At 65.0% G+C, this 22952-nt stretch carries 27 protein-coding genes; 11 read left to right on the forward strand and 16 right to left on the reverse strand.

All coding sequences use genetic code 11. The annotated features are described in order from the left end of the window. Window positions 1-4: 4 nt before the first annotated feature. From ACFTOW_RS12105 to ACFTOW_RS12140, 8 genes are all read right to left on the reverse strand, one after another. Entirely contained in the window at window positions 5-469 is a 465-nt protein-coding gene (locus tag ACFTOW_RS12105; RefSeq protein ID WP_379916025.1) for a PTS sugar transporter subunit IIA, read from the reverse strand. Between the two features lie 51 nt (window positions 470-520). Further along, window positions 521-1087 (reverse strand): ribosome hibernation-promoting factor, HPF/YfiA family, encoded by a 567-nt coding sequence (gene hpf / locus ACFTOW_RS12110; RefSeq protein WP_379916027.1) that lies wholly within the window; start codon window positions 1085-1087, stop codon window positions 521-523. A gap of 238 nt (window positions 1088-1325) precedes the next feature. After that, window positions 1326-2084, reverse strand: a complete 759-nt coding sequence (gene lptB, locus ACFTOW_RS12115) for an LPS export ABC transporter ATP-binding protein (protein ID WP_379916029.1) — start codon at window positions 2082-2084, stop codon at window positions 1326-1328. A 4-nt stretch (window positions 2085-2088) separates the two neighbouring features. Continuing rightward, window positions 2089-2568, reverse strand: a complete 480-nt coding sequence (gene lptA, locus ACFTOW_RS12120) for a lipopolysaccharide transport periplasmic protein LptA (protein ID WP_379916466.1) — start codon at window positions 2566-2568, stop codon at window positions 2089-2091. A gap of 18 nt (window positions 2569-2586) precedes the next feature. After that, on the reverse strand, window positions 2587-3192 hold the full coding sequence (lptC, locus tag ACFTOW_RS12125; RefSeq protein WP_379916031.1) for an LPS export ABC transporter periplasmic protein LptC: 606 nt from the start codon (window positions 3190-3192) through the stop codon (window positions 2587-2589). Between the two features lie 10 nt (window positions 3193-3202). Beyond that, on the reverse strand, window positions 3203-3814 hold the full coding sequence (locus ACFTOW_RS12130; RefSeq protein WP_379916033.1) for a ribonuclease D: 612 nt from the start codon (window positions 3812-3814) through the stop codon (window positions 3203-3205). A gap of 115 nt (window positions 3815-3929) precedes the next feature. Next, window positions 3930-4142, reverse strand: a complete 213-nt coding sequence (locus tag ACFTOW_RS12135) for a hypothetical protein (protein ID WP_379916035.1) — start codon at window positions 4140-4142, stop codon at window positions 3930-3932. A gap of 157 nt (window positions 4143-4299) precedes the next feature. Next, entirely contained in the window at window positions 4300-5316 is a 1017-nt protein-coding gene (locus ACFTOW_RS12140) for a LacI family DNA-binding transcriptional regulator (protein ID WP_379916037.1), read from the reverse strand. 158 nt (window positions 5317-5474) lie between these two features. Between ACFTOW_RS12140 and denD the strand changes: the two genes are divergently transcribed. The 7 genes from denD to otnC all read left to right on the forward strand — a co-directional run bounded on the left by denD (window position 5475) and on the right by otnC (window position 12089). Then, a complete protein-coding gene (gene denD, locus ACFTOW_RS12145; protein WP_379916039.1) occupies window positions 5475-6446 on the forward strand; it encodes a D-erythronate dehydrogenase in 972 nt (323 codons plus the stop codon). A 37-nt stretch (window positions 6447-6483) separates the two neighbouring features. Further along, entirely contained in the window at window positions 6484-7449 is a 966-nt protein-coding gene (locus tag ACFTOW_RS12150) for a TRAP transporter substrate-binding protein (protein WP_379916041.1), read from the forward strand. A gap of 70 nt (window positions 7450-7519) precedes the next feature. After that, window positions 7520-8029 carry a TRAP transporter small permease gene (locus tag ACFTOW_RS12155; RefSeq protein WP_379916043.1) on the forward strand — a complete coding sequence of 170 codons (510 nt, stop codon included), beginning with the start codon at window positions 7520-7522 and terminating at the stop codon, window positions 8027-8029. Next, the gene (locus tag ACFTOW_RS12160) at window positions 8026-9306 is read left to right on the forward strand and encodes a TRAP transporter large permease (protein ID WP_379916046.1); all 1281 of its coding nucleotides are present in this window, start codon (window positions 8026-8028) and stop codon (window positions 9304-9306) included. The genes ACFTOW_RS12155 and ACFTOW_RS12160 overlap by 4 nt, the downstream gene beginning before the upstream one ends. Before the next feature lies 1 nt (window position 9307). After that, a complete protein-coding gene (gene ltnD / locus ACFTOW_RS12165; protein ID WP_379916048.1) occupies window positions 9308-10195 on the forward strand; it encodes an L-threonate dehydrogenase in 888 nt (295 codons plus the stop codon). Next, window positions 10195-11448: a 3-oxo-tetronate kinase gene (otnK, locus tag ACFTOW_RS12170; protein WP_379916050.1), complete on the forward strand. Its 1254-nt coding sequence runs from the start codon at window positions 10195-10197 to the stop codon at window positions 11446-11448. Before ltnD ends, otnK begins: the two co-directional genes overlap by 1 nt. Further along, complete coding sequence (gene otnC / locus ACFTOW_RS12175; protein ID WP_379916052.1) at window positions 11445-12089, forward strand: 3-oxo-tetronate 4-phosphate decarboxylase; 645 nt, start codon at window positions 11445-11447, stop codon at window positions 12087-12089. Before otnK ends, otnC begins: the two co-directional genes overlap by 4 nt. A gap of 53 nt (window positions 12090-12142) precedes the next feature. Here otnC and ACFTOW_RS12180 read toward each other — a convergent pair whose 3' ends face one another. From ACFTOW_RS12180 to ACFTOW_RS12210, 7 genes are all read right to left on the reverse strand, one after another. Beyond that, window positions 12143-12889 carry a GntR family transcriptional regulator gene (locus ACFTOW_RS12180; protein ID WP_379916054.1) on the reverse strand — a complete coding sequence of 249 codons (747 nt, stop codon included), beginning with the start codon at window positions 12887-12889 and terminating at the stop codon, window positions 12143-12145. Next, entirely contained in the window at window positions 12886-13611 is a 726-nt protein-coding gene (locus ACFTOW_RS12185) for an ABC transporter permease (protein ID WP_379916056.1), read from the reverse strand. The genes ACFTOW_RS12180 and ACFTOW_RS12185 overlap by 4 nt, the downstream gene beginning before the upstream one ends. Beyond that, the gene (locus tag ACFTOW_RS12190) at window positions 13611-14306 is read right to left on the reverse strand and encodes an ABC transporter permease (RefSeq protein ID WP_379916058.1); all 696 of its coding nucleotides are present in this window, start codon (window positions 14304-14306) and stop codon (window positions 13611-13613) included. The genes ACFTOW_RS12185 and ACFTOW_RS12190 overlap by 1 nt, the downstream gene beginning before the upstream one ends. 74 nt (window positions 14307-14380) lie before the next feature. Beyond that, window positions 14381-15163, reverse strand: a complete 783-nt coding sequence (locus tag ACFTOW_RS12195) for a lysine/arginine/ornithine ABC transporter substrate-binding protein (RefSeq protein WP_379916060.1) — start codon at window positions 15161-15163, stop codon at window positions 14381-14383. Window positions 15164-15338: 175 nt separating this feature from the next. Further along, a complete protein-coding gene (locus ACFTOW_RS12200) occupies window positions 15339-16049 on the reverse strand; it encodes a GntR family transcriptional regulator (RefSeq protein WP_379916062.1) in 711 nt (236 codons plus the stop codon). A gap of 28 nt (window positions 16050-16077) precedes the next feature. Further along, the gene (locus ACFTOW_RS12205) at window positions 16078-17454 is read right to left on the reverse strand and encodes a glutamine synthetase family protein (protein WP_379916064.1); all 1377 of its coding nucleotides are present in this window, start codon (window positions 17452-17454) and stop codon (window positions 16078-16080) included. Window positions 17455-17579: 125 nt separating this feature from the next. Beyond that, entirely contained in the window at window positions 17580-18338 is a 759-nt protein-coding gene (locus tag ACFTOW_RS12210) for an SDR family NAD(P)-dependent oxidoreductase (RefSeq protein WP_379916065.1), read from the reverse strand. Between the two features lie 183 nt (window positions 18339-18521). Here ACFTOW_RS12210 and ACFTOW_RS12215 point away from each other — a divergent pair, with 183 nt between their 5' ends. The 4 genes from ACFTOW_RS12215 to ACFTOW_RS12230 are packed head-to-tail and all read left to right on the forward strand — an operon-like array spanning window position 18522 to window position 22003. Further along, a complete protein-coding gene (locus ACFTOW_RS12215; RefSeq protein WP_379916067.1) occupies window positions 18522-19454 on the forward strand; it encodes a 3-hydroxyacyl-CoA dehydrogenase NAD-binding domain-containing protein in 933 nt (310 codons plus the stop codon). Next, window positions 19447-20127 (forward strand): aspartate/glutamate racemase family protein, encoded by a 681-nt coding sequence (locus tag ACFTOW_RS12220; RefSeq protein WP_379916069.1) that lies wholly within the window; start codon window positions 19447-19449, stop codon window positions 20125-20127. Before ACFTOW_RS12215 ends, ACFTOW_RS12220 begins: the two co-directional genes overlap by 8 nt. A gap of 12 nt (window positions 20128-20139) precedes the next feature. Further along, complete coding sequence (locus ACFTOW_RS12225) at window positions 20140-21525, forward strand: aminotransferase class III-fold pyridoxal phosphate-dependent enzyme (RefSeq protein ID WP_379916071.1); 1386 nt, start codon at window positions 20140-20142, stop codon at window positions 21523-21525. Then, a complete protein-coding gene (locus ACFTOW_RS12230) occupies window positions 21518-22003 on the forward strand; it encodes a DUF3237 family protein (RefSeq protein WP_379916073.1) in 486 nt (161 codons plus the stop codon). Before ACFTOW_RS12225 ends, ACFTOW_RS12230 begins: the two co-directional genes overlap by 8 nt. A gap of 123 nt (window positions 22004-22126) precedes the next feature. Here ACFTOW_RS12230 and ACFTOW_RS12235 read toward each other — a convergent pair whose 3' ends face one another. Continuing rightward, window positions 22127-22828 carry a GntR family transcriptional regulator gene (locus ACFTOW_RS12235; RefSeq protein ID WP_379916075.1) on the reverse strand — a complete coding sequence of 234 codons (702 nt, stop codon included), beginning with the start codon at window positions 22826-22828 and terminating at the stop codon, window positions 22127-22129. Window positions 22829-22952: the final 124 nt, after the last annotated feature.

A 22952-nucleotide genomic window follows, 5' to 3' on the forward strand; every position in this document is an offset into this window, starting at 1 on the left:
GGGCTTAAGCTGCCTGAACGCTCTGACCTTCCGTCAGGATTGTATAGAGCGTTTGCGGATCGGTGTTGGCCCGCAGCTTCTTGCAGATCGACGCCTCGCGCAGGGTGCGCGACACCAGCGCCAGCGCCTTGAGGTGTTCGACCCCGGCATCCTCGGGGGCGAACAGGCCAAAGACGATATCGACCGGCTGACGGTCGACGGCGTCAAAGTTGACGGGCTTTTCAAGCAGGATGAACACGCCCCGAACCTCGTCAATATCGCCAAGGCGGGCATGCGGCAGCGCCACACCATGCCCCACGCCGGTGGGGCCAAGCGTCTCACGTTCCATCAACGCCTCGACCGCGCGGGTGGGGTCAACGTGATGGACGCTGGCCGCCAGATCGCCCAGATCATGCAACAGACGCTTCTTGCTGGAGGTCGAGGAAATGACCTTGACCGCCTCGGGGCGCAGGATGGAGGAGATTTGCATGCTTGTCCTGTCATTGGCGCGGGGCCGGTTTAAACCGGCCGCCGCTTGTAATCAATTCGGATCGATCCAGCCGATGTTTCCGTCTTCGCGGCGGTAAACCACGTTCAACCCGTTCTTGCCTTCTTTGCGGAACACCAGAACAGGTGCTCCGGCGATCTCCATCTGCATCACGGCCTCGCCAACGGACAGCGAGGGGATGCGCGTTTCCATCTCGGCGATGATGATCGGCTGGAGCGTGTCCGGCTCTGATTCCACATCGTCCTTGTCAGGCGCGAGGATATACGAGGACGCTCCCATAAGTTCAACCGGTTCGGACCGATCGCGGTGATGATCCTTCAACCGGCGCTTGTAGCGGCGCAGTTGCTTGTCCATCTTTTCGGCGCATCCATCGAAAGCCGCATAAATTTCGGTCGCATTGGCCTTGGCCTGCGCGGTCAACCCGGTCGACAGATGCACCGTGGCTTCGCATACGAATTCGTGGCCGGATTTTGAGAACACCACATTCGCATCGGTGGGGCGACCCGCGTATTTCTCCAGCATTTCGCCCATTTCGGTCTTCACATGGGTCTGAAGGGCGTCGCCAATGTCAATATGCTTGCCTGTGATCTGATAGAGCATCATGTCTCCTTTGCATGACAAATCGGGGGTTATCCGGCGGCGAAGCGCGCCGGTTTATTGTGCCCGAATGCGGAAAACAGACATTTCAGGGGATAGTGCCGGACCGCTGCCTGAAACACAGGCCAAACGCGGATACGGTGCGGAACCCAGGAATGTCATCCCATCATTTGAGGCGAGTCGGACCGCTTCTGTCAATCGAAACCGGCGAAACAGTTTGAATGCGCGCCACTCCGGCGCGTCAGGACATGCGGAAATTGTCGCCCAGATAGACGCGGCGCACGTTGTCATTGCGCACCACGTCGGCGGGTGTGCCGGTCATCAGAACCTTGCCATCGTGCAGAATATAGGCGCGATCCACGATTTCCAGCGTCTCGCGCACGTTGTGATCGGTGATCAGCACGCCGATGCCACGTTTTTTCAGGTCGGCGACAAGATGCCGGATGTCGCCCACGCTGATTGGATCGACCCCGGCAAAGGGTTCATCCAGCAGCAGGTATTTGGGGTCGGCGGCCAGACAGCGGGCGATTTCCACGCGGCGGCGTTCACCGCCCGACAGGGCCAGCGCGGGCGCGCGGCGCAGGTGTTCGATGGAAAACTCGCTTAGCAATTCCTCCAGCCGTTCCCGGCGTTTGTGCCGGTCGTCCACGGCGATATCCAGCACGGCGGCGATGTTGTCCTCGACGTTGAGACCGCGAAAGATCGACATTTCCTGCGGCAGATAGCCGATGCCAAGCTGCGCGCGGCGGTACATCGGCAGGTTCGTCACCTCGCGCCCGTCCAGCATGACATGCCCGGCTTCGGCGTTCACCAGACCGGCGATCATGTAGAATGTCGTGGATTTGCCACAGCCGTTGGGGCCCAGCAGCGCGACAACCTCGCCCCGGTTCAGCTCCATGCTGAAATCGCGGATCACCGTGCGCTTGCGATAGCTTTTGCGCAGGTTCATCACGCGCAGGCCAAGATCGCCCTGTGTGACGGTCAGTTCGGGGCGGGCCATGGCGTCAGTTCCGCGATTGCAGAACGGTTTTCACCCGGCCCTGCATCTGTGCCGACCCGGTTTTCAGATCCACGGTCATGCTGTCCGAGGTCAGCGCGTTGTTGCCCTGTGTCAGCAGCACATCACCCGACATCACCACCGTGCCGGCGTCGATGTCATAATCGGCGCGCTCGGCCTCGGCGGCATCGGGGCCGGTCACAAGGGTGACACCGCCCGACGCCTCAAGCCGCTGGATGCGGCTTTGGTCAGCGGCGTAGACGACCAGCACGCGGTCGGCCGCAAGACGCATCTCTCCCTGGCCGATCACCACGTTGCCGGAAAAAATCGCGGTGCCGTTCTCCTGATCGACCGACAGGTTGTCGGCGCTGACCTCGACCGGTTGGCTGGTGTCCTGCTGGATGCCGCCAAGCGCGATGCTGGTGCCTTGGGCAAACCCGCCCAACGGAAGCAGGATCAGCCCGAAGGTCAGAATGAATGAGGGAATGACTGACACGGGAACTCCTTAGTTTGACGGATCGTATAGCAGCTTGACACCGTCGGTGAAAAGCAATTGGGCGTTCCCGGTTGCAGAATCGCTTTTAAGTTGCATGCGCCCGGCGGAAAACGTGCCCGGCGGCCCCTGGGCCTGCACCGGCCCCTTTGTGTTGGCATCAAGTTCGGTCAGGGCGGCGTCCAGTTCGTCGGTCGTGACGCGATACCCCGCCGAGCTGGTGATGACCGCCCCGCCGATCAGCTGTGCGCGCTGGCTTTGCATGTCGACGATGCCCCGGTCGGCCCGGAATTCGATCAGATCTCCATCCGGCAGGGTAATCTTGGCTGACAGGTCGTCTGACAGCAGGCGTTTGGCGTTCTGGGCGTCGGGCTGTGCCGAAGTGGCGGTAAAGGTGATCATGTCTCCGCGCGGCGTGGCGCCAGCGAAATTCGGTGCGGTGATGCGTTGGTCGCGCAGGCGTTCCTCGATCTCGCCCTCGGTAAAGGGGATCGATCCGGTCGGGTCGATGTTGCGCGACAGGAGGAACAGCGTCGACAGGATCCCCAGCGCCGCCAGTGGCAGTGCGATGCGCAGCCAAGCGATGATGCGGGGGTAATATCTGTCTCGGCGGCTCATTCTTGCGGGATCAATGCGCGAAGATGTCGATCTCGGGCCAGCCCGCAAGGTCAAGCCGCGCGCGCATCGGCAGGAAATCAAAGCAGGCCTGCGCCATTTCCGTGCGACCTTCGCGCGCCAGCATGCGGTCCAGTTCGGTGCGCAGCCGGTGCAGGTACAGCACGTCGGATGCGGCATAGGTCAGTTGCGCCTCGCTCAGGTCCAGCGCGCCCCAGTCGCTGGATTGCTGCTGTTTCGAGATGTCGATGCCCAGCAATTCCTGCAGCAGGTATTTCAGCCCGTGCCGGTCGGTGTAGGTGCGCACCAGCTTGCTCGCGATCTTGGTGCAATAGACCGGCGCGGTCAGCGCGCCAAAGGCGTTGTAGAGCGCGGCAATGTCGAAACGGCCAAAGTGGAACAGCTTCAGCACATCGGGGTCTTCCAGCATGGCGCACAGGTTGGGCGCCTCGGTCTGGCCCTTTTCGATCTGCACCAGATGCGCATGCCCATCCCCGCCCGAAAGCTGCACGACGCACAGCCGGTCACGATGCGGGTTCAGGCCCATCGTCTCGCAATCAATGGCCACGATCGCGCCAAGGTCCAGCCCGTCGGGAAGGTCGTTTAGATACAGGTGGTTTGTCATGCCGGGCCCTTGTGTCTGAGGACAGCCGGGGCAGCTGCGCCAAGGCCCCGGACGGATGCCGGAGTTATCCGACCTGATCGACACGGGTGCAAGGGGATTGTCCTGTCTGCCCGGGTCACAGGTCTTGCCATCGGCGCAAACGCACCTGTCCGGTCTGCAGGCCATGGCTGTTTTCAGTCCGGTAGCCTGATGCAGGCACAACGTCGGTCGCATCGCGGAGATGCCCCCAAGCCCGCTCTGCGGCGTCTGGTTTCTGGCCGATCACGCGCTGCACCCTCGCGCGGATGTGGTTGTCGCGCATGGCATCCGCTGCGATCTTGTCGATCAATCTGTTGTTTCTGAGGAAAACGATACGCTGGCGTTTTGGTGGAGTAGACGGACCAGGCGATGTGTGGATGACCAAACTGGCGGCGCGCAACAAGGGCGTGGCGGCAATGTCCGCCCTGTGCCACTTGCGTTACCCTGTTGCGGCGCGAACATGCGGTTCAGCTTGTGCCGCCTTCGATCAGGCTGAATCCGACATCCATAAGGCGCTTGGTGTCTCGTCCTGCGATCCGCATCAGAATGTTGTCTGCCGCCGTCTCGCCGATGCGCGTGCGATGGGATGCGGTGGTCGTCAGCGGCACGGGCAGGCTCTGGCCAAGCTCCAGACCGTTGAATCCCGCGATGGCCAGATCCTCTGGCAGCCGTATGGCATTGGCCATGCAGTGAAACACCCCGCCCACGGCCATGTCGTCATTCGAGAAATAGACCAGATCAGGCCGGATTTCGGCATGGTCCAGCAGCTGCGCCAGACCCCGCCGGCCCTGGGCGACGGACGAGGGGTCGGGCAGGGTGACGCAGGCGGTCAGCGCAAGCCCGGCCTCGTCCAGACCGGCCCGAAACCCGTCAAGCCGCGCGGCGGCACGGTGATCGCGGGTCAGGTCATGGCCGATGTAGGCGCAGCGCCGATAGCCGCGCGCCACAAGATGCCGGGCCATGGCCAGCCCCGCCCCCCGATGCGACATGCCCACCGCCATGTCGACCGGATCGGTGTCGATATCCATGATCTCGACCACGGGCAGATCGACGCCCCGCAGCAGGCTGCGGCTTGTGTCGGTCGTGCCGCTTGGCGCGATCACCAGACCGGCGGGCCGCCAGGCCAGAAGATTGCGGATCAGGTTTTCCTCGCGGTCCGGATCGTAGTTGGAAATGCCCAGAACCGGGTGAAAGCCCGCGTGCTCCAGCCTGTCTTCCAGCCCTTTCAGGACATCGGGGAACACGATGTTGGACAGCGACGGCAGGATCACGGCCACCTGATTCGACGGCCCGCCCGCCAAAGCGCCCGCCAGCCGGTTGCGCAGATAGCCCAGCGAGGCGGCTGCCTTCTCGACCTTGGTGACGGTGTCGCGGGTGACAACGGTGCTGCCGCGCAGGGCGCGCGCGGCGGTGGTCTCGCTGACCCCGGCGCGGGCGGCGACCTGGGCCAGGGTGGGTTTTGCGGTGCGGTTTGTCGGTGCCACGAAGCAGTCTGTCCTGAAAGCGCCCCGGACCTGATCGACAGGACACGGCGCGCATTTGGGTTGGTTTCTTGATTCTGCGCAGATGATGCCATCGATTGACAGCGCTGTCATTCGATGCCAGCCTTGCCCCCGGAGGAGACCTGACTTTGCGCATCTTGGTGACAGGAGCGGCCGGATTCATCGGCCAGATGGTGGTGCGCGCGCTTGCGCAGCGCGACGCCGTGATGCTGAACGGGCAGGAGCGGCGGATCGCGGCCATCCTTGCGACCGACATCGCGGATGCGCCGCTGGAAACGCTGGCTGCGCGGCACGACAGGGTGCATGCGCTGCCCGGGGCGCTGTCTGCGCCGGATATTCTGACGCGCATTGCCGAAGACGCGCCCGATCTGGTGATCCATCTGGCGGCGGTGGTGTCGGGGCAGGCCGAGGCGGATTACGATCTTGGCATGGCGGTCAACATGCACTCGACCATCGACCTGATCAACGCCTGCCGCAACATGCGCAAACCTCCGGTGTTCCTGTTCTCGTCCTCGGTCGCGGTGTTTTCCTGCGCGGCCAATGACACGATTTCCGAAGACACGACGCCTGCGCCGCGATCGTCCTACGGCACGCAAAAGATGATGGGGGAACTGCTGGTGCGCGATGCCACGCGCAAGGGGTTCATCCTGGGGCGCAGCCTGCGGTTTCCGACCATCTCGGTGCGGCCCGGTGCACCCAACAAGGCGGCCAGCAGTTTTGCCAGCGGCATCATCCGCGAGCCGCTGGCAGGGCAGGCGGCCATTCTGCCGGTCAGCCGCGATCTGCGCCTGCACTTGGCCTCGCCCGACCGGGCGCTGGCCTATACGATCCACGCCGCCGGGCTGTCGCAGCAGGACATCGGCCCCGATACCACGCTGACCCTGCCGGGCGTCACCGTGACTGCGGGCGCGATGATCGACACGCTGGCGCAGGTGGCCGGTGCGGATGTGGCCGCGCGCGTCAAGGTCGAGCATGACCCGGCGATCGAGGCCATCGTGGCCAGCTGGCCCGGCCAGATCCTGACGCCGCGCGCGCTGGCGCTGGGGTTTGAACCCGATACCGATTTTGCCGATCTGATCACGTCGCACATGCGGCGGATTGCGGCGGAATAACCAACAAAGTCTAACCAACGCTCATGGGAGGAGCATCATGAAACATCTATTTACCGGATTTATCGCCGCTGCGGCGCTGGCAACTGGCGTTCAGGCGCAGCAGAACATCGTGGTCGGCCACGCCCTGTCGCCGGCATCGCATTACGGCGTAGGCGCTCAGGCGTTCATCGACACGCTGAACGAGCTGTCGGACGGGGCCTTTACCGGCGAGCAGGCACCCGCCGGCCAGCTGGGCGGCGAGCGCGACATGATCGAAGGGTTGCAGATCGGGTCGCTTGACCTGGTCGTTACCTCGACCGGGCCGCTGGGCAACTTCGTCCCCGAGGTGTTTGCCCTCGACCTGCCGTTCCTGTTCCGCGACTATGATCATGCCCGCACGGTGCTGGATGGCGAGATCGGTCAGGAGCTGCTGGACAAGATCGGCGAGAACAACCTTGTCGGGCTGGCATGGTCCGAAAACGGGTTCCGCCATGTCACCAACTCGCAGCGCCCGGTGCGCACGCCCGAGGATCTGGCGGGGCTGAAACTGCGCACGATGGAAAACCGCGTGCACATGACCGCCTTCAGCGGCATGGGCGCCTCGCCGACGCCGATGGCGTTCCCCGAACTGTTCACCGCGATGCAGCAGGGCGTTGTCGACGGGCAGGAAAACCCCGTGACGGTGATCACCGCCGCCAAGTTCTGGGAAGTGCAGGATTACGTGTCGCTGACCGGCCATGTCTATTCGCCGGCGGTGGTTCTGGCCTCGCCGATCCTGTTTGACAGCCTGAGCGACGAAGAAAAGGGCTGGTTCATGGAAGCGGCCAAGGCATCCGCCGCAGCCACCCGCGCCGAGGTGAACCGTCTGGAAGAAGCCGGCGTTGCCCTGCTGATCGAGAACGGGATGGAAGTGATCACCGACATCGACAAGGCCCCGTTCGCGGCGCTGGCCGAGGCGTCCTATTCCGTCTATACGGACCAGTATGGTACGGAAATGGTCGATCGTATCAAAGCGGTCGAGTAATCCCGATACCAAACGGCAGACCGGCGCATGACCTGCGCCGGTTTTTTCATCGACCAGAGCGGAGGCCGGGATGCGCGCATTCCTGCGACTTGAGGATTTCACGACCGGGCTTGCCCTGCGGCTTTCCATCGGTTTTCTGGTGATCGCGGCCTCGCTGGCGCTGTTCCAGGTTGTCACGCGGTTCGTCTTTGCCAGCCCCTCGACATGGTCCGAGGTGATCACCCGATCCGCGATGATCTGGTCGGTGTTTCTGGGCGTCGCCGTCGCTTTCCGCCATGGGGCCATGATCTCGGTCGAGGTGATCCAGCAGGTGTTGCCGCCCCGCCTTGGGCTGGGCCTGTTCCTGACGGCCAACGCGCTGTCGGTGGTATTCTTCGCGATCCTGTTCTGGCAGGGCTGGGCAATGACACAACGGGTCATGCGGCAGAACCTTGCCGCGCTGGATATTTCCATCGCATGGGTCTATGCGGCCCTGCCGGTGGGGTCGGTTTTCATCATCATCGCGGCGATTGCCTGCATGATCCGGGGCGCGCAGGGCGACTGGCTGTCCGAGCGCACGCGCAAGGGGCTTGAGGAATGAACACCGCATTGGGCCTGTCGCTGGCGATCCTGTTCCTGATGGGCGTGCCGATTGCCGTGGCCATCGGCCTTGCCTCGATCATCGGCATCGAGGCGCATGGTCGCCTGCCGCTGTTGCTGGTGGCGCAACGCATGTTCACCGGCATCGACAGCTTTCCGCTGATGGCGATTCCGTTGTTCATCCTTGCGGGCAACCTGATGTCGGCAGGGGGCATCTCGCACCGGCTGGTGGAGCTGGCGAAATCCATGGTGGGCGGCATTCAGGGCGGGCTGGCCTGTTCCTGCGTGCTGACCTGCATGATGTTTGCCAGCGTTTCGGGCTCCAGCGTGGCGACGACCTTTGCGATCGGGGCCATCCTGATCCCGGCGATGGTCAAGCATGGGTATCCCAAACCGATGGCCGCCTCGATCCAGGCCAGTTCGGCCGAGCTGGGCGTTCTGATCCCGCCATCTATTCCGCTGATCCTGTATGGCGTGTCCACCGACACCTCGATCGGCAAGCTGTTCATCGCCGGGATCGGTCCGGGGCTGCTGGTGGCCACCTGCCTGATGATGCTGGTGCTTGTGCTGTGCCGGGTGCGCGGCATCGGTATGCGCGACGGCGAGGACCGGTCGAGCCTTGGGCGCGCGGGTCTGAATGCCTTGCCCGCGCTGCTGGTGCCCTTTGTGATCCTGGGCGGCATCTATTCGGGCATCTTCACCCCGACCGAGGCCAGCGCCGTCGCCGTGGCCGCTGCCCTGATCGTCGGCATGGGCATGTACCGCGAGCTGAAATTCAACATGCTGCCCGGCATCCTGAAACAGACGGTCATCGCCACCTCGGCGATCATGATCATCATCGCGGCGGCATCGCTGTTTTCCTTCCTGATCACCCGGTCCGGCCTGCCGAACGAGATCGCGGCATGGTTCAAGGACGTGTTCGAAAGCCGCATCGCGTTTCTGCTGGCGGTGAACGTGCTGCTGCTGATCGTGGGCATGTTCATCGAGACCTCGGCGGCGATCCTTGTGCTGGCCCCGATCCTGACACCCATCGCCATCGTCTATGGCGTCGATCCGGTGCATTTCGGGCTGATCATCGTGGTCAACCTGGCGCTTGGGATGATCACGCCGCCGCTGGGGGTGAACCTGTTTGCCGCCTGCGCCGTGGCGAAACTGTCGGTGGACAAGATCATCCCGCATCTGATCTGGTTCGTGCTGACCGTGTTCGGCGCGCTGATGATCATCACCTACGTGCCCGCCATCACGCTCTGGCCGGTCGAACTCGTGTTTGGAAACTGACATGGCTGTCGTGCATGTGATCGGGCTGGGCTCGATGGGTCTGGGGATGGCGTTGTCGCTGGTGCGTGCGGGTCACGCGGTGCACGGGCTGGACCTGAACGAAGGGCAGGTGACGCGGCTGACCGAGGCCGGCGGCCATGCCCTGAGCACGTCATCACCGCAGGCCGATGCGCTGGTCTGCGTCGTGCTGAACGCCGAGCAGACGCAGGCGGCGCTGTTCGGCCCTGACGGCTGGGCCGGGCATCTGAAGCCGGGTGGCACAATCGTTTCCTGCGCAACCGTGGCGCCCGATTTCGCGCGCGAAATGGAAGCGCTGGCCCTGGCGCGCGGTCTGCACTATCTGGACGCGCCGATTTCCGGCGGCTCGGTCCGTGCGGCCGAGGGCGCGCTGTCGGTCATGGCATCGGGCACGCCTGCCGCCTTTGACGGTGCGGCGCCGGTTCTGGAGGCGATTGCGCAGACCGTGCACTGGCTGGGCGATCACGCCGGGCCAGGATCGGCGATGAAGGCGGTGAACCAGTTGCTGGCCGGTGTGCATATCGCCGCCATGGGCGAGGCGCTGGGGCTGGCCACATCGCAGGGGCTGGATCTGGCCCGCGTGCTGGAGGTGATCCGCGTGTCCGCCGGGACTTCGTGGATGTTCGAGAACCGCGCGCCGCATGTGATCGAGGCCGATTACACCCCACGTTCGACCATCAACATCTGGCCCAAGGATCTGGGCATCGTCACCGACATTGCCGCCGGTGCAAACCTGCCGCTGCCCCTGACGGAAACCGCGCTGGCACAGTATCGCGCGGCGGCCGAGGCGGGTCTGGGCCAACAGGATGACGCCGCGATCACCAGATTGATCGCATCCCGCGCGGGGCTGAAGCTGCCGGGGGATAGGTGATGCTTCTGGGCTGTATAGGGGATGATTTCACCGGCTCGTCCGATCTGGGCAACACGCTGACCAAGGCGGGTATGCGCGTGACGCAATACGTGGGCGTGCCCGATGCGCCCGCGGCGGATGATGTCGAGGCGGGGATTGTCGCGCTGAAATCCCGCTCGATCCCCGTGGCCGACGCGGTGGCGCAATCGCTGGCCGCGCTGGCGTGGCTGCGCGATCAGGGCTGTCGGCAGTTCCTGTTCAAATACTGCTCGACCTTCGATTCACTGCCGACGGGCAATATCGGCCCCGTGGCCGAGGCGCTGGCCGATGCGCTGGACGCCCGGCAGGTGCTGGTGTGCCCGGCGTTTCCGGCAACCGGGCGCTCGGTCTATCAGGGGCATCTGTTCGTGGCCGACCGGCTGCTGAGCGAGAGCGGCATGCAGACCCATCCTCTGACGCCGATGACCGACCCGGACATTCGCCGCTGGCTGGGCCATCAGATCACCGGAACCGTGGGCCATATCCCCGCGCAGGTGGTGATGCAGGGTGCCGACATCACGCGCATCCGGATGCTGGCCGAGGATGCGGCGGGCCATCGACTGCTGGTGGCGGATGCGATCACCGATGACGATCTGGTCACGCTGGGCCGGGCCGCCGCCGATCTGCCACTGATCACCGGCGGGTCGGGCATTGCGATGGGTCTGCCGGAAAATTTCCGCGCCAGCGGGCTGTTGTCGGCCACACCATCGGGATGGACCGGGCAGGCCGGGCCGGCGGTGATCCTGTCCGGCTCATGCTCGGATGCGACGCGCGCGCAGGTCGCGCGGTATGCGGATCACAACGCCGCGCGCGAGGTGACGGCGGATCAGGTCATGTCGGGGGCCATCACCGCGCAGGCGCTGGCCGATTGGGCGCTGGGGCAGGGCGGTGCGCCGCTGATCTATACCTCGGCCGATCCGGCGGTCGTGGCCGATGCGCAGGCAAGATGCGGCAGAGAGGTTGTCGCCACCCGGATCGAGGCGCTGTTTGCCGATCTGGCCCGCGCGCTTGTGGATGCGGGCGTGACCCGGCTGATCAGCGCGGGCGGCGAAACCTCGGGTGCGGTGGTGGGCGGGCTGGGCCTGTCGGCCTTGCAGATCGGACCCGAGATCGCGCCCGGCGTGCCGATGATCCGCGCCTCTGACAGGCTGGTTCTGGCGTTGAAATCGGGCAACTTCGGCGGGCCTGATTTCTTTGCCCGTGCGGTTGCGATGATGGAAGGGGCCGATGCATGAGCGACGCGAAGCTGCGCGAGGATATCTGTTTCTGGGCCGCGTCGATGTTCAATCGTGGCCTGACCGGCGGGGCCTCGGGCAACATCTCGGTCCGCACGCCGGATGGCGGGCTGCTGGTCACGCCCACGGGGTCCAGCATGGGGCGGCTTGATCCCGCGCGGCTGTCGCGGTTCGACGCGGATGGGCGGCACATCGGGGGCGACGCGCCGACCAAGGAAATGCCGCTGCATGCGGCGTTCTACGAAACGCGCACCGGCACGGGGGCTGTGGTGCACCTGCACTCGACCCATTCGGTGGCCCTGTCGATGCTGCCCGACACCGACCCGGACAACGCGCTGCCGCCGCTGACGCCCTATGCCGTGATGCGCGTGGGCAAGGTGGCGCTGCTGCCGTTCTTTCTGCCCGGCGATGCAGCCATGGGCGACGCGCTGCGCGGGCTGGGCGGCAAACGCGCGGCGGTGCTGCTGGCCAATCACGGGCCAGTGGTGGCGTCAAAGGATTTGGAGGCCGCGGTTTTTGCGATGGAAGAGCTGGAAGAGACCGCGAAACTGGCGCTGCTGCTGCGCGGCCACACTCCGCGCGCGCTGACGCAGGCGCAGATCGGGGTGCTGGTTCAGAAGTTCGATCTGGACTGGGATTGATACGGTTCAGGCGACGCCGCTTTCCACGATCGTCTGTCCATGTTCCCCGCCGCTCAGGCCTTTCCCTTTGACACCGGCAGGCGGCGCCCGTCACTGCGGCGCAGGTCGTGGACCTTTTTGAGGGTCTGCATGTTGTCGCGCGAGCTGCGCACATGGGCGCGGGCGGCCTGTGCTGCGGCGACCGGATCGCGGGCGATCAGCGCGTCGATGATCGCGCGGTGTTCCGTCACGGTATCGGCCGACACGTCGATCCAGCGCACCTCAAGCCAGAGCGCAAGGCGCAACTGGTCATACACCCGCTCGCTGAATTCCGACAGGGCGCGGTTGCCGGTGATCTCAAGGATCATCTCGTGCACCAGCAGGCCCAGTTTCAGCTCGCGGGCATAGGTTTCGGCGTCTCGCTGGGTGCGCGTGGCCAGTGCCTCGATCTCGGCCATGACGGCGCGCAGGCGGTCCAGATCGGCCGGGGTCGCGACGGTGGCGGCGATCTCGGCGGCGATGCCGTCCAGACCTTCGCGCACGATCAGCAAGTCGCACACGTCGTCGATGTCCAGATTGGCGACGGAATAGCCGATGTTGGGCTCGCTTGCGACCAGACCTTCACGCTCCAGCCGGTTGAACGCCTCGCGCAGCGGCGTGCGGCCCAGATCGAAATCGCGCATCACGCGCACCTCGGACAGGCGTTCGCCCCGTTGCAGAACCCCGTTCAGGATCGCGGATTTCAGCGTTTCATAGGCGCGCTGACGTTCCGTACCGCGCCGTACGGGTGCCTGCGGCTTGCTGTTTCCGGCATCCGTCATTTCATCAATCCCATCGGGGCTATCGACCGTTTCGGCGCATCGAAGGTGTGATAGCGGTTCAGCCGAACCTCGATCCGCTTGGCCACAAGTATAAAGCCGTAGACGATGATCAGATAGAACAAAGCCGCGAGGCTGAAGGATTCATAAAAGCTCAGATCGCGCGACCCGATCTTGCGGGCGACCCCGGTGATGTCCATGACGGTGATGATCGACACCAGTGACGTCGCCTGGATCTGATACACCACCTCGTTGGTATAGGCGGGCCAGGACAGGCGCAGCGCGCGGGGCAGCACGATCAGGCGCAGCCGCGCGCGAAACCGCAGGCCAAGCGCCTTGGCGGCCTCGATCTCGCCCTTGGGGATGGACTGAATCGCGCCGCGCAGGATCTCGGACGTATAGGCGACGGTGTTCAGCGTCAGGCTGAGCAGCGCGCAGAACATCGGCTCGCGAAAGAACTGCCACAAGCCCACAGAGTCCAGCGCGGGCCGGAACTGACCGCTGCCATAGTAGATCAGGAATATCTGCGCCAGCAGCGGCGTGCCGCGAAAGAAGAACACATAGGCCGTCGACAGGGCGAACAGCACCCTGATTTCCGAAAGCCGCATCAGCGCCAGCGGCACCGCAAATACAAACCCGATCGAGCAGCTGAACAGCGCCAGTTGCGCCGTGATCCACGCGCCTTGCAGATAAAGCGGCAGGTTCTGTTGCACGAAGTCCAGCATCACAACGCCCCCGCGCCAATGCCGCGCGCGGCCCAGCGTTCAATCCGCGCCTGCGCCAGCATCGAAATGCCGGTGATCACCAGATACAGCACGCAGGCAGAGAAAAAGAAGGTGAAGGGCGAGCGCGTCGCGCGCGCCGCGATATCGGCGTTGCGCATCAGTTCCGGCAACTGGATGATCGAAATCAGCGCCGTTGCCTTGACCAGCACCATCCAGACATTGCCCAGACCGGGCAGGGCAAAGCGCACCATTTGCGGCAGGATCACCTTGCGAAAGCTCAGCCAGCGCGACAGGCCAAGCGCATTGGCGGCGTCATGCTGGCCGGTGGGCACGGCCAGATAGGCGGCGCGATACACCTCGCAGGCAAATGCGCCATAGATCAGGGTCAGCGTGCCGATCCCGGCGACAAACGGGTTGATGGCCAGATCCACATCCATCCCGGCGCTGGTGAACGTGTCCTGCACAAGCGTTGGCAGCCCGTAATAGATCAGCAACAGCAGCACCAGTTCCGGCACACCGCGCACGATCGTGGTGTAGACCTCCAGCAAGATGCGCAGCACGCGCGGCAGGAACAGCTTGCCCGCCGCCGCGGCCAGACCCACGATCAGTGCCCCCAGCATCGAGGCCAGGGCCACGCCGATGGTCATGGCCAGACCGTCCAGCAGCAGGGGGCCGTATCCCTGAAAATCGGGCATTCAAGCATCCTGTTTCGGTTCGGGGGAAAGACATGGTGCGGGCCCTCAGGACAGGCCCGCACTGGCGCAGGGTATCAGCCGCCGTAGACGTCGGCATTGAACCACTTGTCGCTCAGCTCCTGATAGGTGCCGTTGTCGCGCAGCGTCTTGATCGCCTCGGATGCTGCTTCGGCGATGGCCGCGTCTTCCTTGCGCACGCCCATGCCCACGCCTTCGCCGAAATAGGCGACGCCGGTAAACTCGGGCCCGCGCATTTCATAGGTCTCGCCAGTATCCTGCGTCAGGAACCCTTCGGCAAGCCCGATGATGTCACCCATAACCGCATCGACCCGGCCGGATTCCAGATCCAGATAGGCCTCGTCCATCGTGCCATACAGCCGCAGTTCGGCGCCCGGCATCTCCGAGCTCAGGAAGTTTTCAAAGCTGGTCGCGCGCTGGGTGCCGATCACCTTGCCCTCCAGCCCCTCGGCCGAGATTTCGATGTCGCTGTCCTTGGGGACGGCAAAGCGCGCGGGCACCTGATAGTATTTGTCCGAGAAGGTGATGACCTCCTTGCGCGGCTCGGTGATCAGCAGCGACGCCATGATGGCATCGTATTTCCGTGCCAGCAGACCGGGGATCAGACCGTCCCAATCCTGCGTGACCCAGGTGCAGGTCACCCCCATTTCCGCGCACAGGGCATTTCCCAGATCAACCTCGAACCCCTGCACATTGCCGTCGGCGTCGGTGAAGTTGAACGGGGGATAGGCGCCTTCGGTCCCGATGGTCAGGGTGTCGGGCAGTGATTGCGCCTGCGCCGACAGGCCGAATGCGGCCAGCACCGCGGCGCATCCCAAGGTCTTGAGCAGTGTATTCATATGGACAACCTCCTTGTTGTCAGCCGCGCGGGTTTGCCCTTTTTCACGACCGTATGTTAAATAGTATACTATCTAATGTACGGTTGATGAGTGCGGTTCTGTCAACCGGTTTGCGTGATTTCTTGGGAAAGACCGCCATAGCCGCGCACCAACACCGGGCCAGACGCCTGAAAATTCAGCGCCTGCCGCCCGGCTCGCGCTGTTCGAACTGTCCGTTCTGCAATAGAAAATCATGGCCTTCGCGTATGTCGCGGGCCAGCAGGTCGGCGGCGGTGTCACCGTCGCCGTCTTCCAGCCGCTTCACGATCTCGTCGTGGTAATCCAGCGCGAGTATCCCGCGCAGGTCGTTGCCGAACTGGCCGCTGAACTGGCGCAGGAACGGCCCGACCTGAAGCCACAGCGTCTCGATCAGGAACAGCAAAGAGGGCGAGCCGCAGGCGTTATAGATGCTGAACTTGAAATCGTGATTGTGCAGCAGATAGCCGTCGATATCCTGATCCTCGGCGGCGGCGGTCAGCGCAACGGCGGCCTGCCGCAGCTTCAGCAGCCCGGCGCGGTCCAACCCGCCCACCGCCGCGCGGGTCGCCGCCGGTTCGCAGATCAGTCGCGTCGCCATCAGGTCGGAAAACCGCGCGCGCGTCATCGCGGGCAGGATCATCGAACCGTTGGCCATCTGATCCAGCGCGCGCAGCGCCTGCAACCGCAACAGGGCCGAGCGCACGGGCATGTCACTGGTGCCCAGTTCGCGCGCCAGCTTGCGCGAGGTCAGCTTGCGCCCCGGCGCGATCTGTCCCGACATCAGCGCATGGCGCAGCTTTTCGTAAACCTGCTCGTGCAGCGGCTGCGTCTCGATTGCGCCAAGTCCGATCGGTTGTTGCGGTGTCATGCGCGTATCCGGTCGTTGCGGGGCAGTGTCACAGGGTGGTGCCGTAGAGCTGCCATTCAAGGTCTGTCACCGTGACGGCCAGGGCATCATGCTCGCCCCGTTTCACGGCCCCGTACATCTGATGGAGGGGTGCGCCCAGCAGGGTTTTCATCGTCTGTGACGCCTCGAACCGCTGGATCGCGTCCAGCCAGCCGCCGGGCATCGGGGGATAGGCGTGCTCGCCCTCGGGGCCTTGGGGGCCGGGGTCTGTGCCGGCGTCGATCCCGTCCAGCGCGGCACCCAGAACGATGGCGGCGACAAGATAGGGGTTGGCATCCACCCCTGCCACACGGTGTTCGAAATGGCGCGAGGCGGCGCCGCCCGCCGGGATGCGCAGCGCGACGTTGCGATCCTCGGTGCCCCAGGTGTTGGACGCGGGCGAATAGACAGTGCCTGCAAACCTGCGCCAACTGTTCAGCACCGGGGCCAGCACCAGCATGCTGTCGGCCATACTGTCCCGTATCCCGCCTATGGCATGCAGCATGCGCGGCGACAGCGTGCCGTCAGAGGGATCGGCAAAGACATTCGCGCCCTGCGCATCGGTCAGCGACAGGTGCAGGTGCATCCCCGAGCCCGAGCTTTGCGAAAACGGTTTCGACATGAAACACGCCTCCATCCCGAACCGCCGCGCGGTGGTGCGCAGCAGCCGCTTGGAGCGCACGATATCATCCGCCGCGCGCGCCAGATCGCAATAGCGCAGGGTCAGCTCGAACTGACCCACGGCGTATTCGGAAATCAGGCTTTCCATCGGCAGATCCAGCGCTGCCGCGCCTTCGTAGACGGCATCGAAGAACGGGGCCATCTCGTCCAGTTCATCGACCGACATGCAGTTGGTGCCCGACAGGCGCCGACCCGTCATGGGCGCGCGGGCGGGCTGTGGCCGGCCATCGGCGTCACGCTCCTTGTCGACCAGGTAGAATTCCAGCTCCAGCGCGCCCATCGGCGTCAGCCCCTGCGCATTGGCCCGCGCGATCTGCGCCAGCAGGGCATTGCGCGGGTCCAGCGGGCTGGGCGCGCCGTCCGGCCCCTCCATCTGCAACAGCACCAGCCCGCGCCCGGTGGCCGTCTGGTAGCCAAGCGTATGCGGCACCGGCCAGCACCGGCTGTCGCCGCCGCCATCCTCCATCATGTCGATCGCGGCATCCACGTCATGGCCCGACACATCCTGCGCAAACAGCGATGCAGGCATCCCACGCCCGGTGGTGAACAGGCTTTCCAGCTCGTGCCGCCGGATGATCTTGCCCCGCCCGACCCCGTGCAGGTCGCTGAGGACGATGTCGATGGCCTGAACCTGCGGATAGGCCTCCAGAAAGGCGCGCGCCTCGGACAGGGGGGCGTGGATCGGGGCGGCGAAATGCGTGGTCATGTCATGAGTCCTGTGGAATCAGCCTGCGGAGGTATAGGCGGTCTTGACCGAGGCAGGAAAGCGCAACGCGTGGTAAGGCCGTGCCAGCCTGCGTCGTCAACAACGGTCATCGCCTTACCCTCCTGTCAATCGGCGCTCGCGCCGCCATCGACCGGGATCAGGGCCCCGGTCATGTACCCTGCCGCATCCGACGCAAGGAACGCGGCAACGCGCGCCACATCCTCGGGCGTGCCGACCCGGCCCATCGGGATCGCCGCGCCAAGGGCGGCCAGCCGGTCGGCGCGTGCCGCACCGCTGACGCCTGCCGCCAGCATCGGCGTGTCGGTGTCGCCGGGGCAGACCGCGTTGATGCGGATGCCCTCGGCGGCATGGTCCAGCGCCATGCAGCGGGTCATCTGCGCCACTGCCGCCTTGGACACGGCATAGGCCACGGCCCCGCGCGCGCCGACCAGCGCCCAGTCAGAGGCGATGTTCACGATCGCCCCGCCCTGCACCCGCAAGGCAGGCATCGCCGCGCGCGACATGCGAAACACCGCGCCGGTGTTCACGTCCATGATCCTGTCCCAGTCGTCATCCGGGGTTTCCTCGGCCGTGCCGTGGATCAAGGCGCCCGCGTTGTTGATCAGCACATCCAGCCGGCCAAAGCTGTCCAGCGCGGCCCGCACGATTATGTCCGGCGCGGCCCGGTCCGACAGGTCGGCGCGGACAAACTGCGCAGGTGTGCCATGGGCTGTCAGGCTGTTGGCCAGCGCCGCGCCCTCGGCCTGACGCCGCCCGACCAGCAGCAGCGCGTGCCCCTGTGCGGCCAGTGCCCGCGCAATCGCCATGCCGATCCCCGAGGTTGCCCCGGTGACAATCGCACAGGTTCCGTGATGCTGGTCCATGGTGCCCCTTCCGATACTTCGGACCAGCAGTTACATTTTGCGATCGCAAAAATCAACAGCAGACTGGAGATTGGATAGCCGATGCCAGCGGTCCAATTATTGTTGGAATAATCATTTTATGACAAAGCTTGCGCCACCGTCCGGGCTTGTGCAAAACTGCGATCGCAAAAGGATTGATGCCAAATGAGCCAGACACACACCCCACCACAGGTTGCCATACTGGGCGCAGGGCTGATCGGCGCGGCCTGGGCGGCGCTGTTCCAGCATCACGGGGCCGATGTCCGCGTCTGGGACCCTGTTCCCGAGGCGCTGTCAGGGGTGCGCGCGCGCATGGCCGCCCCTTTGGAGCAACTGGCGCAGGTCGCGCCCGACGCCGGGCCGCCGGGCAAGCTGACCCTGTGCGACACGCTGGCCGACGCGGTCAGCCATGCCGACCTGATTCAGGAGAACGCGCCGGAGAACGCCGCCCTGAAACACGCGCTTTTTGCGCAGGTCGAGCCGCTGATGGGCCGGGATGCGGTTCTGGCCTCGTCCACATCCGCGCTGACATGGTCCGATCTGGCCCCGGGGCTGAACGACCCGGCAAGGCTTATCACGGCGCATCCGTTCAACCCGCCGCATCTTGTCCCGCTGGTCGAGATCTACGGCACCGACCTCGACCGCATCGCGCGGGCCGAAGCGATCTATCGCGCCGCTGAACGCGTGCCGGTGCGGTTGAAAAAGGACGCGACCGGCCATATCGCCAATCGCCTCGCCTCGGCCCTGTGGCGCGAGGCGGTGTTCATGGTGCAGGACGGCATTGCAGAGGTCGAGGCGATCGACACCGCGCTGGTGAACGGCCCGGGCCTGCGCTGGTCGGTGCTGGGTGCGCATATGGCTTATCATCTGGGCGGCGGGGCAGGGGGTATGGCGGGCTATCTGGCGCATCTCGGCCCCAGCCAGGAACGTCGCTGGGCTGCGCTTGGCACGCCCTCGCTGACGCCCGATGTGCAAAAGGCGCTTGTGGACGGTGTCGCGCGCGAGGCGGCGGGCCGTGACATTCCCGAACTCGAAGCCGCCCGCGACACCGCGCTGATCGCCATGCTGCGCGCGCGCCGGGAGGCACCCCATGTCTGATACGGCCCCCCGGATCGCGCTGATACATGCGCTGGAGGACTCTGTCGCGCCCATCCGCGATGCCTTTGCCCGGCACTGGCCGCAGGCGCGCACCGCCGATCTGCTGGACGCGTCGCTGTCGGTGGATCTGGCGGCGGCGGGCGGGCTGGATAACGCGATGATCGCGCGCTTTGTCACGCTGGGCCGTTATGCTGCCGGCGGCACGGGCAGCCACGACACCCGCGCGATCCTGTTCACATGCTCGGCCTTCGGCCCGGCCATCGACGCGGTCAAGGCCGACCTGCGCATCCCCGTGATGCGCCCGAACGAGGCCGCTTTTGACGCGGCGCTGAAGACCGGGCGGCGCATCGCGCTGGTGGTGACGTTTGAACCCTCGTTGTCGTCCCTGACCCGCGAGTTGCAGGATATGGCCGCCGCGCGCGGTCAACCGGTCGAGATCACCCCCATCCTGGCCGAGGGCGCGCTCCCCGCCCTCAAGGCCGGGGATGGCGCGGGGCATGACGATGCCGTGCTCCGCGCCTGCCGGTCCCTTGGGCCGCAGGATGCCGTTCTGCTTGGGCAATTCAGCCTTGCGCGCGCGGCCATCCCGCTGCGACGACATCTGGAGTGCCCCGTCCTGACAACACCCGACAGCGCCGTGCGGGCGCTGCGCGACCTGATTTCCGTATCCTGAAAGGAATACGACATGAACGAATTTACCAACGTCTCGCTGGATCGGATGGACCGGGCCAGCCTGTTTCATCCGGTCAGTTCGATCCATGACATCACCACTCATGGCCCGCAGATCTATACCGATGCCAAGGGCGTCGAGGTGACGCGCGACACCGGCCAGACCCTGTTGGACATGGGCGCCGGGCTGTGGTGCGTGAACGTGGGCTATGGCCGGACCGAACTGGTGCAGGCCGGGGCCGAAGCGATGCAGAAACTGAGCTTTCAGCACTTTTTCGGCGGGGCCTCGGCAGAACCGACAATCCGTCTGGCCGACCGCCTGCTGGGCCTGTTCCGCGAGACGGTTCCGGGGTCTGACATGGCGCGCGTGTTCTTTGGCAACTCGGGGTCGGATGCCAATGACACGGCGGTCAAACTGGTTGTCTACTACAACAATCTGCGCGGCAAACCCGACAAGAAAAAGATCATCTCGCGGCAGGGGGCCTACCACGGCCTGACCATGACCGCCGCGGGCCTGACCGGGATCGCGGGGTATCACACCGCCTTTGATCTGCCGGGCAAGGGCGTGCTGCACACCACCTGCCCGCATCATTTCGGCTTTGCCACCCCCGGCGAATCCGAGGCCGCCTTTACCGACCGGCTGATCGCGGAACTGGAACAGATGATCGCCCGCGAAGGGGCCGATACCATCGGTGCCTTCATCGCCGAGCCTGTGATGGGCACCGGCGGCGTGCTGCTGCCGCCCGAGGGGTATTTCGCGCGGGTGCAGGAGGTGCTGGACCGTCATGACATCCTGCTGATCGCGGATGAGGTGATCACCGGGTTTGGCCGCACCGGGCAATGGTTCGGCAGCGGCACCTACGGGCTGCGCCCCGATATCGTCTCGCTCGCCAAGGGGCTGACCAGCGCGTATTTCCCGATGTCGGCCTCGATGATCTCGACCCGGATGTGGGAGGTCTTTGCCAATGCGTCTGAAAAGACGGGCGCGGTGATGCATGGGTTCACCTATTCCGGTCACCCGGTGGGGGCCGCGATCGCGCTGGCCAATCTGGACGTGATGACGCGCGAAGGCATGGTCGACAACGCCGCCCGCCTGGGCCCGGTTCTTGTCGATGCGCTGCAATCGCGGGTCGGCGGCACCCCGCATGTGGGCGATGTGCGCGGCGTCGGCCTGATGGCGGGCGTCGAATTCGCGGGTTTTCCGGCGGGCAGTGCACCGCACAAGATCGTGGCAAAGCACGCGATGCAGGCCGGCGTTCTGACCCGTGCCTTGCCCTATCGCCCGGTCACGTCATTCTCGCCGCCGCTCTGTGTGACCGAGGCCGAGATCATCGAGGCCGCCACCCGCTATGACCGCGCGCTCAAGGCCGCGATGCCGGAGCTGGACGCGCTGCATGGCTGACACCGGGGCAAATGGCCCGCGCTGCACCGATCTTGGCGCGTCGCGCCCGCTGGACCCGCCCGCGCTGGAATTCCGCATCGCGATCCGGGCAGACATCGGCCCCGCGCAGGAATTCATGACCAGCGCGGGCACCACCCGCGCGGTGTTTCCGATCACCGGCGGCGTCCTTGCGGCAGACGGCCTGACAGGCGACATTCTGCCGGGCGGGGCCGACTGGGCCATCGGCCTGCCCGACGGCAGCTATGCGATCGAGGCGCGGTATCTGATCGCGTTGCAGGATGGCACTGTCATCGCCATCACCAATGCCGGGCGCATGGTGCCGCGGGCCGACGGGGCCTATATCGGTCGCACCCGCGCGTCCTTCGAGGTGCCGCCGGGACCACACGACTGGCTGGGCAAGGCGGTGTTCCTCGGCACCGCCATGGCCGAAGCGGGCGATGATGATCACGTCTACATCGAACTGTGGGAGGCGACCTGACCTCCCGCTTCACGTCTGATGGATTATGCGACCGTCACGGAACGTCAGAACCGGGCCGAACGTTGGTCCGGTTGCCCTGCATGGTGTTTCCGCTTGTCTGACAATCGCTTGTCGTCGCCGGGATCAGTGCGTTTTCGCCATGATATCCCGCACGCCCCGGCGCAGGCGCAGCACGCTCAGCACGTTGTCGCGGGCCTGTGCGATATGGCGGCGGGTCAGCGTCACCGCCGTTTCTTCATCCCCGCGACAGATCGCGTTGACGATTTCACGGTGATCCTCGCGCGCGGCGCCAAACGTGTTCAGGTTGGTCACATCCAGCCAGACATAGGCCTGACAGCGATCCAGCACCCCGTCCAGAAGGCTGTAGAGCAGCCTGTTGCCGCTGAGTTCGGCAATGACGCGGTGCAGGTCGATTCCGATCTGCATCTCGCGCAGGTCCTCTTGCAGACCACGATCGGGCAGGGCGGCCAGCGCGTCACATTCCGCGATGATCGTCTCCAGGGCGGCGCGGCCGGCCGCGTTGACCCGACGGGTCGCAAGCCGGGTCGCCTGCGTTTCCAGGAGGTCGCGGACGTCGAACGCCTCGTTCACGGTATCGACGTCGATCTGCATCACGGCGTACCCGTTGCGCGGGCGGGGCAGGACGAAACCGTCCCGCTCCAACCGGCTCAGCGCCTCGCGCACGGGTGTGCGGCTGACGTTAAGCGTGCTGGCAAGATCGGCCTCGGTCACGCGTGATCCGGGGGGCAACTGTCCCGTCACGATCAGCATCTTGATCGAGTCATAGGTCGTCTGCCTTAAATTTCCGCGTCCCTCGTCACTCATCCGACCGGCTTTCCCAGCAAATCCTGCAGAAAACCCCTAGCGGCTGAGTTTCCGGTTGACAAGTTTTATGTCCACCAAGAACGTATACAAAAAAGAATGCAAACCTGACACGGAGGAATGGCGC

Origin of the sequence: Lacimonas salitolerans (genome assembly GCF_042677865.1) — a bacterium.
GTDB lineage: Bacteria > Pseudomonadota > Alphaproteobacteria > Rhodobacterales > Rhodobacteraceae > Lutimaribacter > Lutimaribacter salitolerans.

Excerpts from the sequence above, each read along its gene's own strand:
- ACFTOW_RS12105 (WP_379916025.1), bottom strand. The coding sequence starts at position 469 with ATGCAAATCTCCTCCATCCTGCGCCCCGAGGCGGTCAAGGTCATTTCC.
- hpf (WP_379916027.1), bottom strand. The coding sequence starts at position 1,087 with ATGCTCTATCAGATCACAGGCAAGCATATTGACATTGGCGACGCCCTT.
- lptB (WP_379916029.1), bottom strand. The coding sequence starts at position 2,084 with ATGGCCCGCCCCGAACTGACCGTCACACAGGGCGATCTTGGCCTGCGC.
- lptC (WP_379916031.1), bottom strand. The coding sequence starts at position 3,192 with ATGAGCCGCCGAGACAGATATTACCCCCGCATCATCGCTTGGCTGCGC.
- ACFTOW_RS12130 (WP_379916033.1), bottom strand. The coding sequence starts at position 3,814 with ATGACAAACCACCTGTATCTAAACGACCTTCCCGACGGGCTGGACCTT.
- ACFTOW_RS12150 (WP_379916041.1), top strand. The coding sequence starts at position 6,484 with ATGAAACATCTATTTACCGGATTTATCGCCGCTGCGGCGCTGGCAACT.
- ACFTOW_RS12155 (WP_379916043.1), top strand. The coding sequence starts at position 7,520 with ATGCGCGCATTCCTGCGACTTGAGGATTTCACGACCGGGCTTGCCCTG.
- ACFTOW_RS12160 (WP_379916046.1), top strand. The coding sequence starts at position 8,026 with ATGAACACCGCATTGGGCCTGTCGCTGGCGATCCTGTTCCTGATGGGC.
- ltnD (WP_379916048.1), top strand. The coding sequence starts at position 9,308 with ATGGCTGTCGTGCATGTGATCGGGCTGGGCTCGATGGGTCTGGGGATG.
- otnK (WP_379916050.1), top strand. The coding sequence starts at position 10,195 with ATGCTTCTGGGCTGTATAGGGGATGATTTCACCGGCTCGTCCGATCTG.
- otnC (WP_379916052.1), top strand. The coding sequence starts at position 11,445 with ATGAGCGACGCGAAGCTGCGCGAGGATATCTGTTTCTGGGCCGCGTCG.
- ACFTOW_RS12180 (WP_379916054.1), bottom strand. The coding sequence starts at position 12,889 with ATGACGGATGCCGGAAACAGCAAGCCGCAGGCACCCGTACGGCGCGGT.
- ACFTOW_RS12185 (WP_379916056.1), bottom strand. The coding sequence starts at position 13,611 with ATGCTGGACTTCGTGCAACAGAACCTGCCGCTTTATCTGCAAGGCGCG.
- ACFTOW_RS12190 (WP_379916058.1), bottom strand. The coding sequence starts at position 14,306 with ATGCCCGATTTTCAGGGATACGGCCCCCTGCTGCTGGACGGTCTGGCC.
- ACFTOW_RS12195 (WP_379916060.1), bottom strand. The coding sequence starts at position 15,163 with ATGAATACACTGCTCAAGACCTTGGGATGCGCCGCGGTGCTGGCCGCA.
- ACFTOW_RS12200 (WP_379916062.1), bottom strand. The coding sequence starts at position 16,049 with ATGACACCGCAACAACCGATCGGACTTGGCGCAATCGAGACGCAGCCG.
- ACFTOW_RS12205 (WP_379916064.1), bottom strand. The coding sequence starts at position 17,454 with ATGACCACGCATTTCGCCGCCCCGATCCACGCCCCCCTGTCCGAGGCG.
- ACFTOW_RS12210 (WP_379916065.1), bottom strand. The coding sequence starts at position 18,338 with ATGGACCAGCATCACGGAACCTGTGCGATTGTCACCGGGGCAACCTCG.
- ACFTOW_RS12215 (WP_379916067.1), top strand. The coding sequence starts at position 18,522 with ATGAGCCAGACACACACCCCACCACAGGTTGCCATACTGGGCGCAGGG.
- ACFTOW_RS12220 (WP_379916069.1), top strand. The coding sequence starts at position 19,447 with ATGTCTGATACGGCCCCCCGGATCGCGCTGATACATGCGCTGGAGGAC.
- ACFTOW_RS12225 (WP_379916071.1), top strand. The coding sequence starts at position 20,140 with ATGAACGAATTTACCAACGTCTCGCTGGATCGGATGGACCGGGCCAGC.
- ACFTOW_RS12230 (WP_379916073.1), top strand. The coding sequence starts at position 21,518 with ATGGCTGACACCGGGGCAAATGGCCCGCGCTGCACCGATCTTGGCGCG.
- ACFTOW_RS12235 (WP_379916075.1), bottom strand. The coding sequence starts at position 22,828 with ATGAGTGACGAGGGACGCGGAAATTTAAGGCAGACGACCTATGACTCG.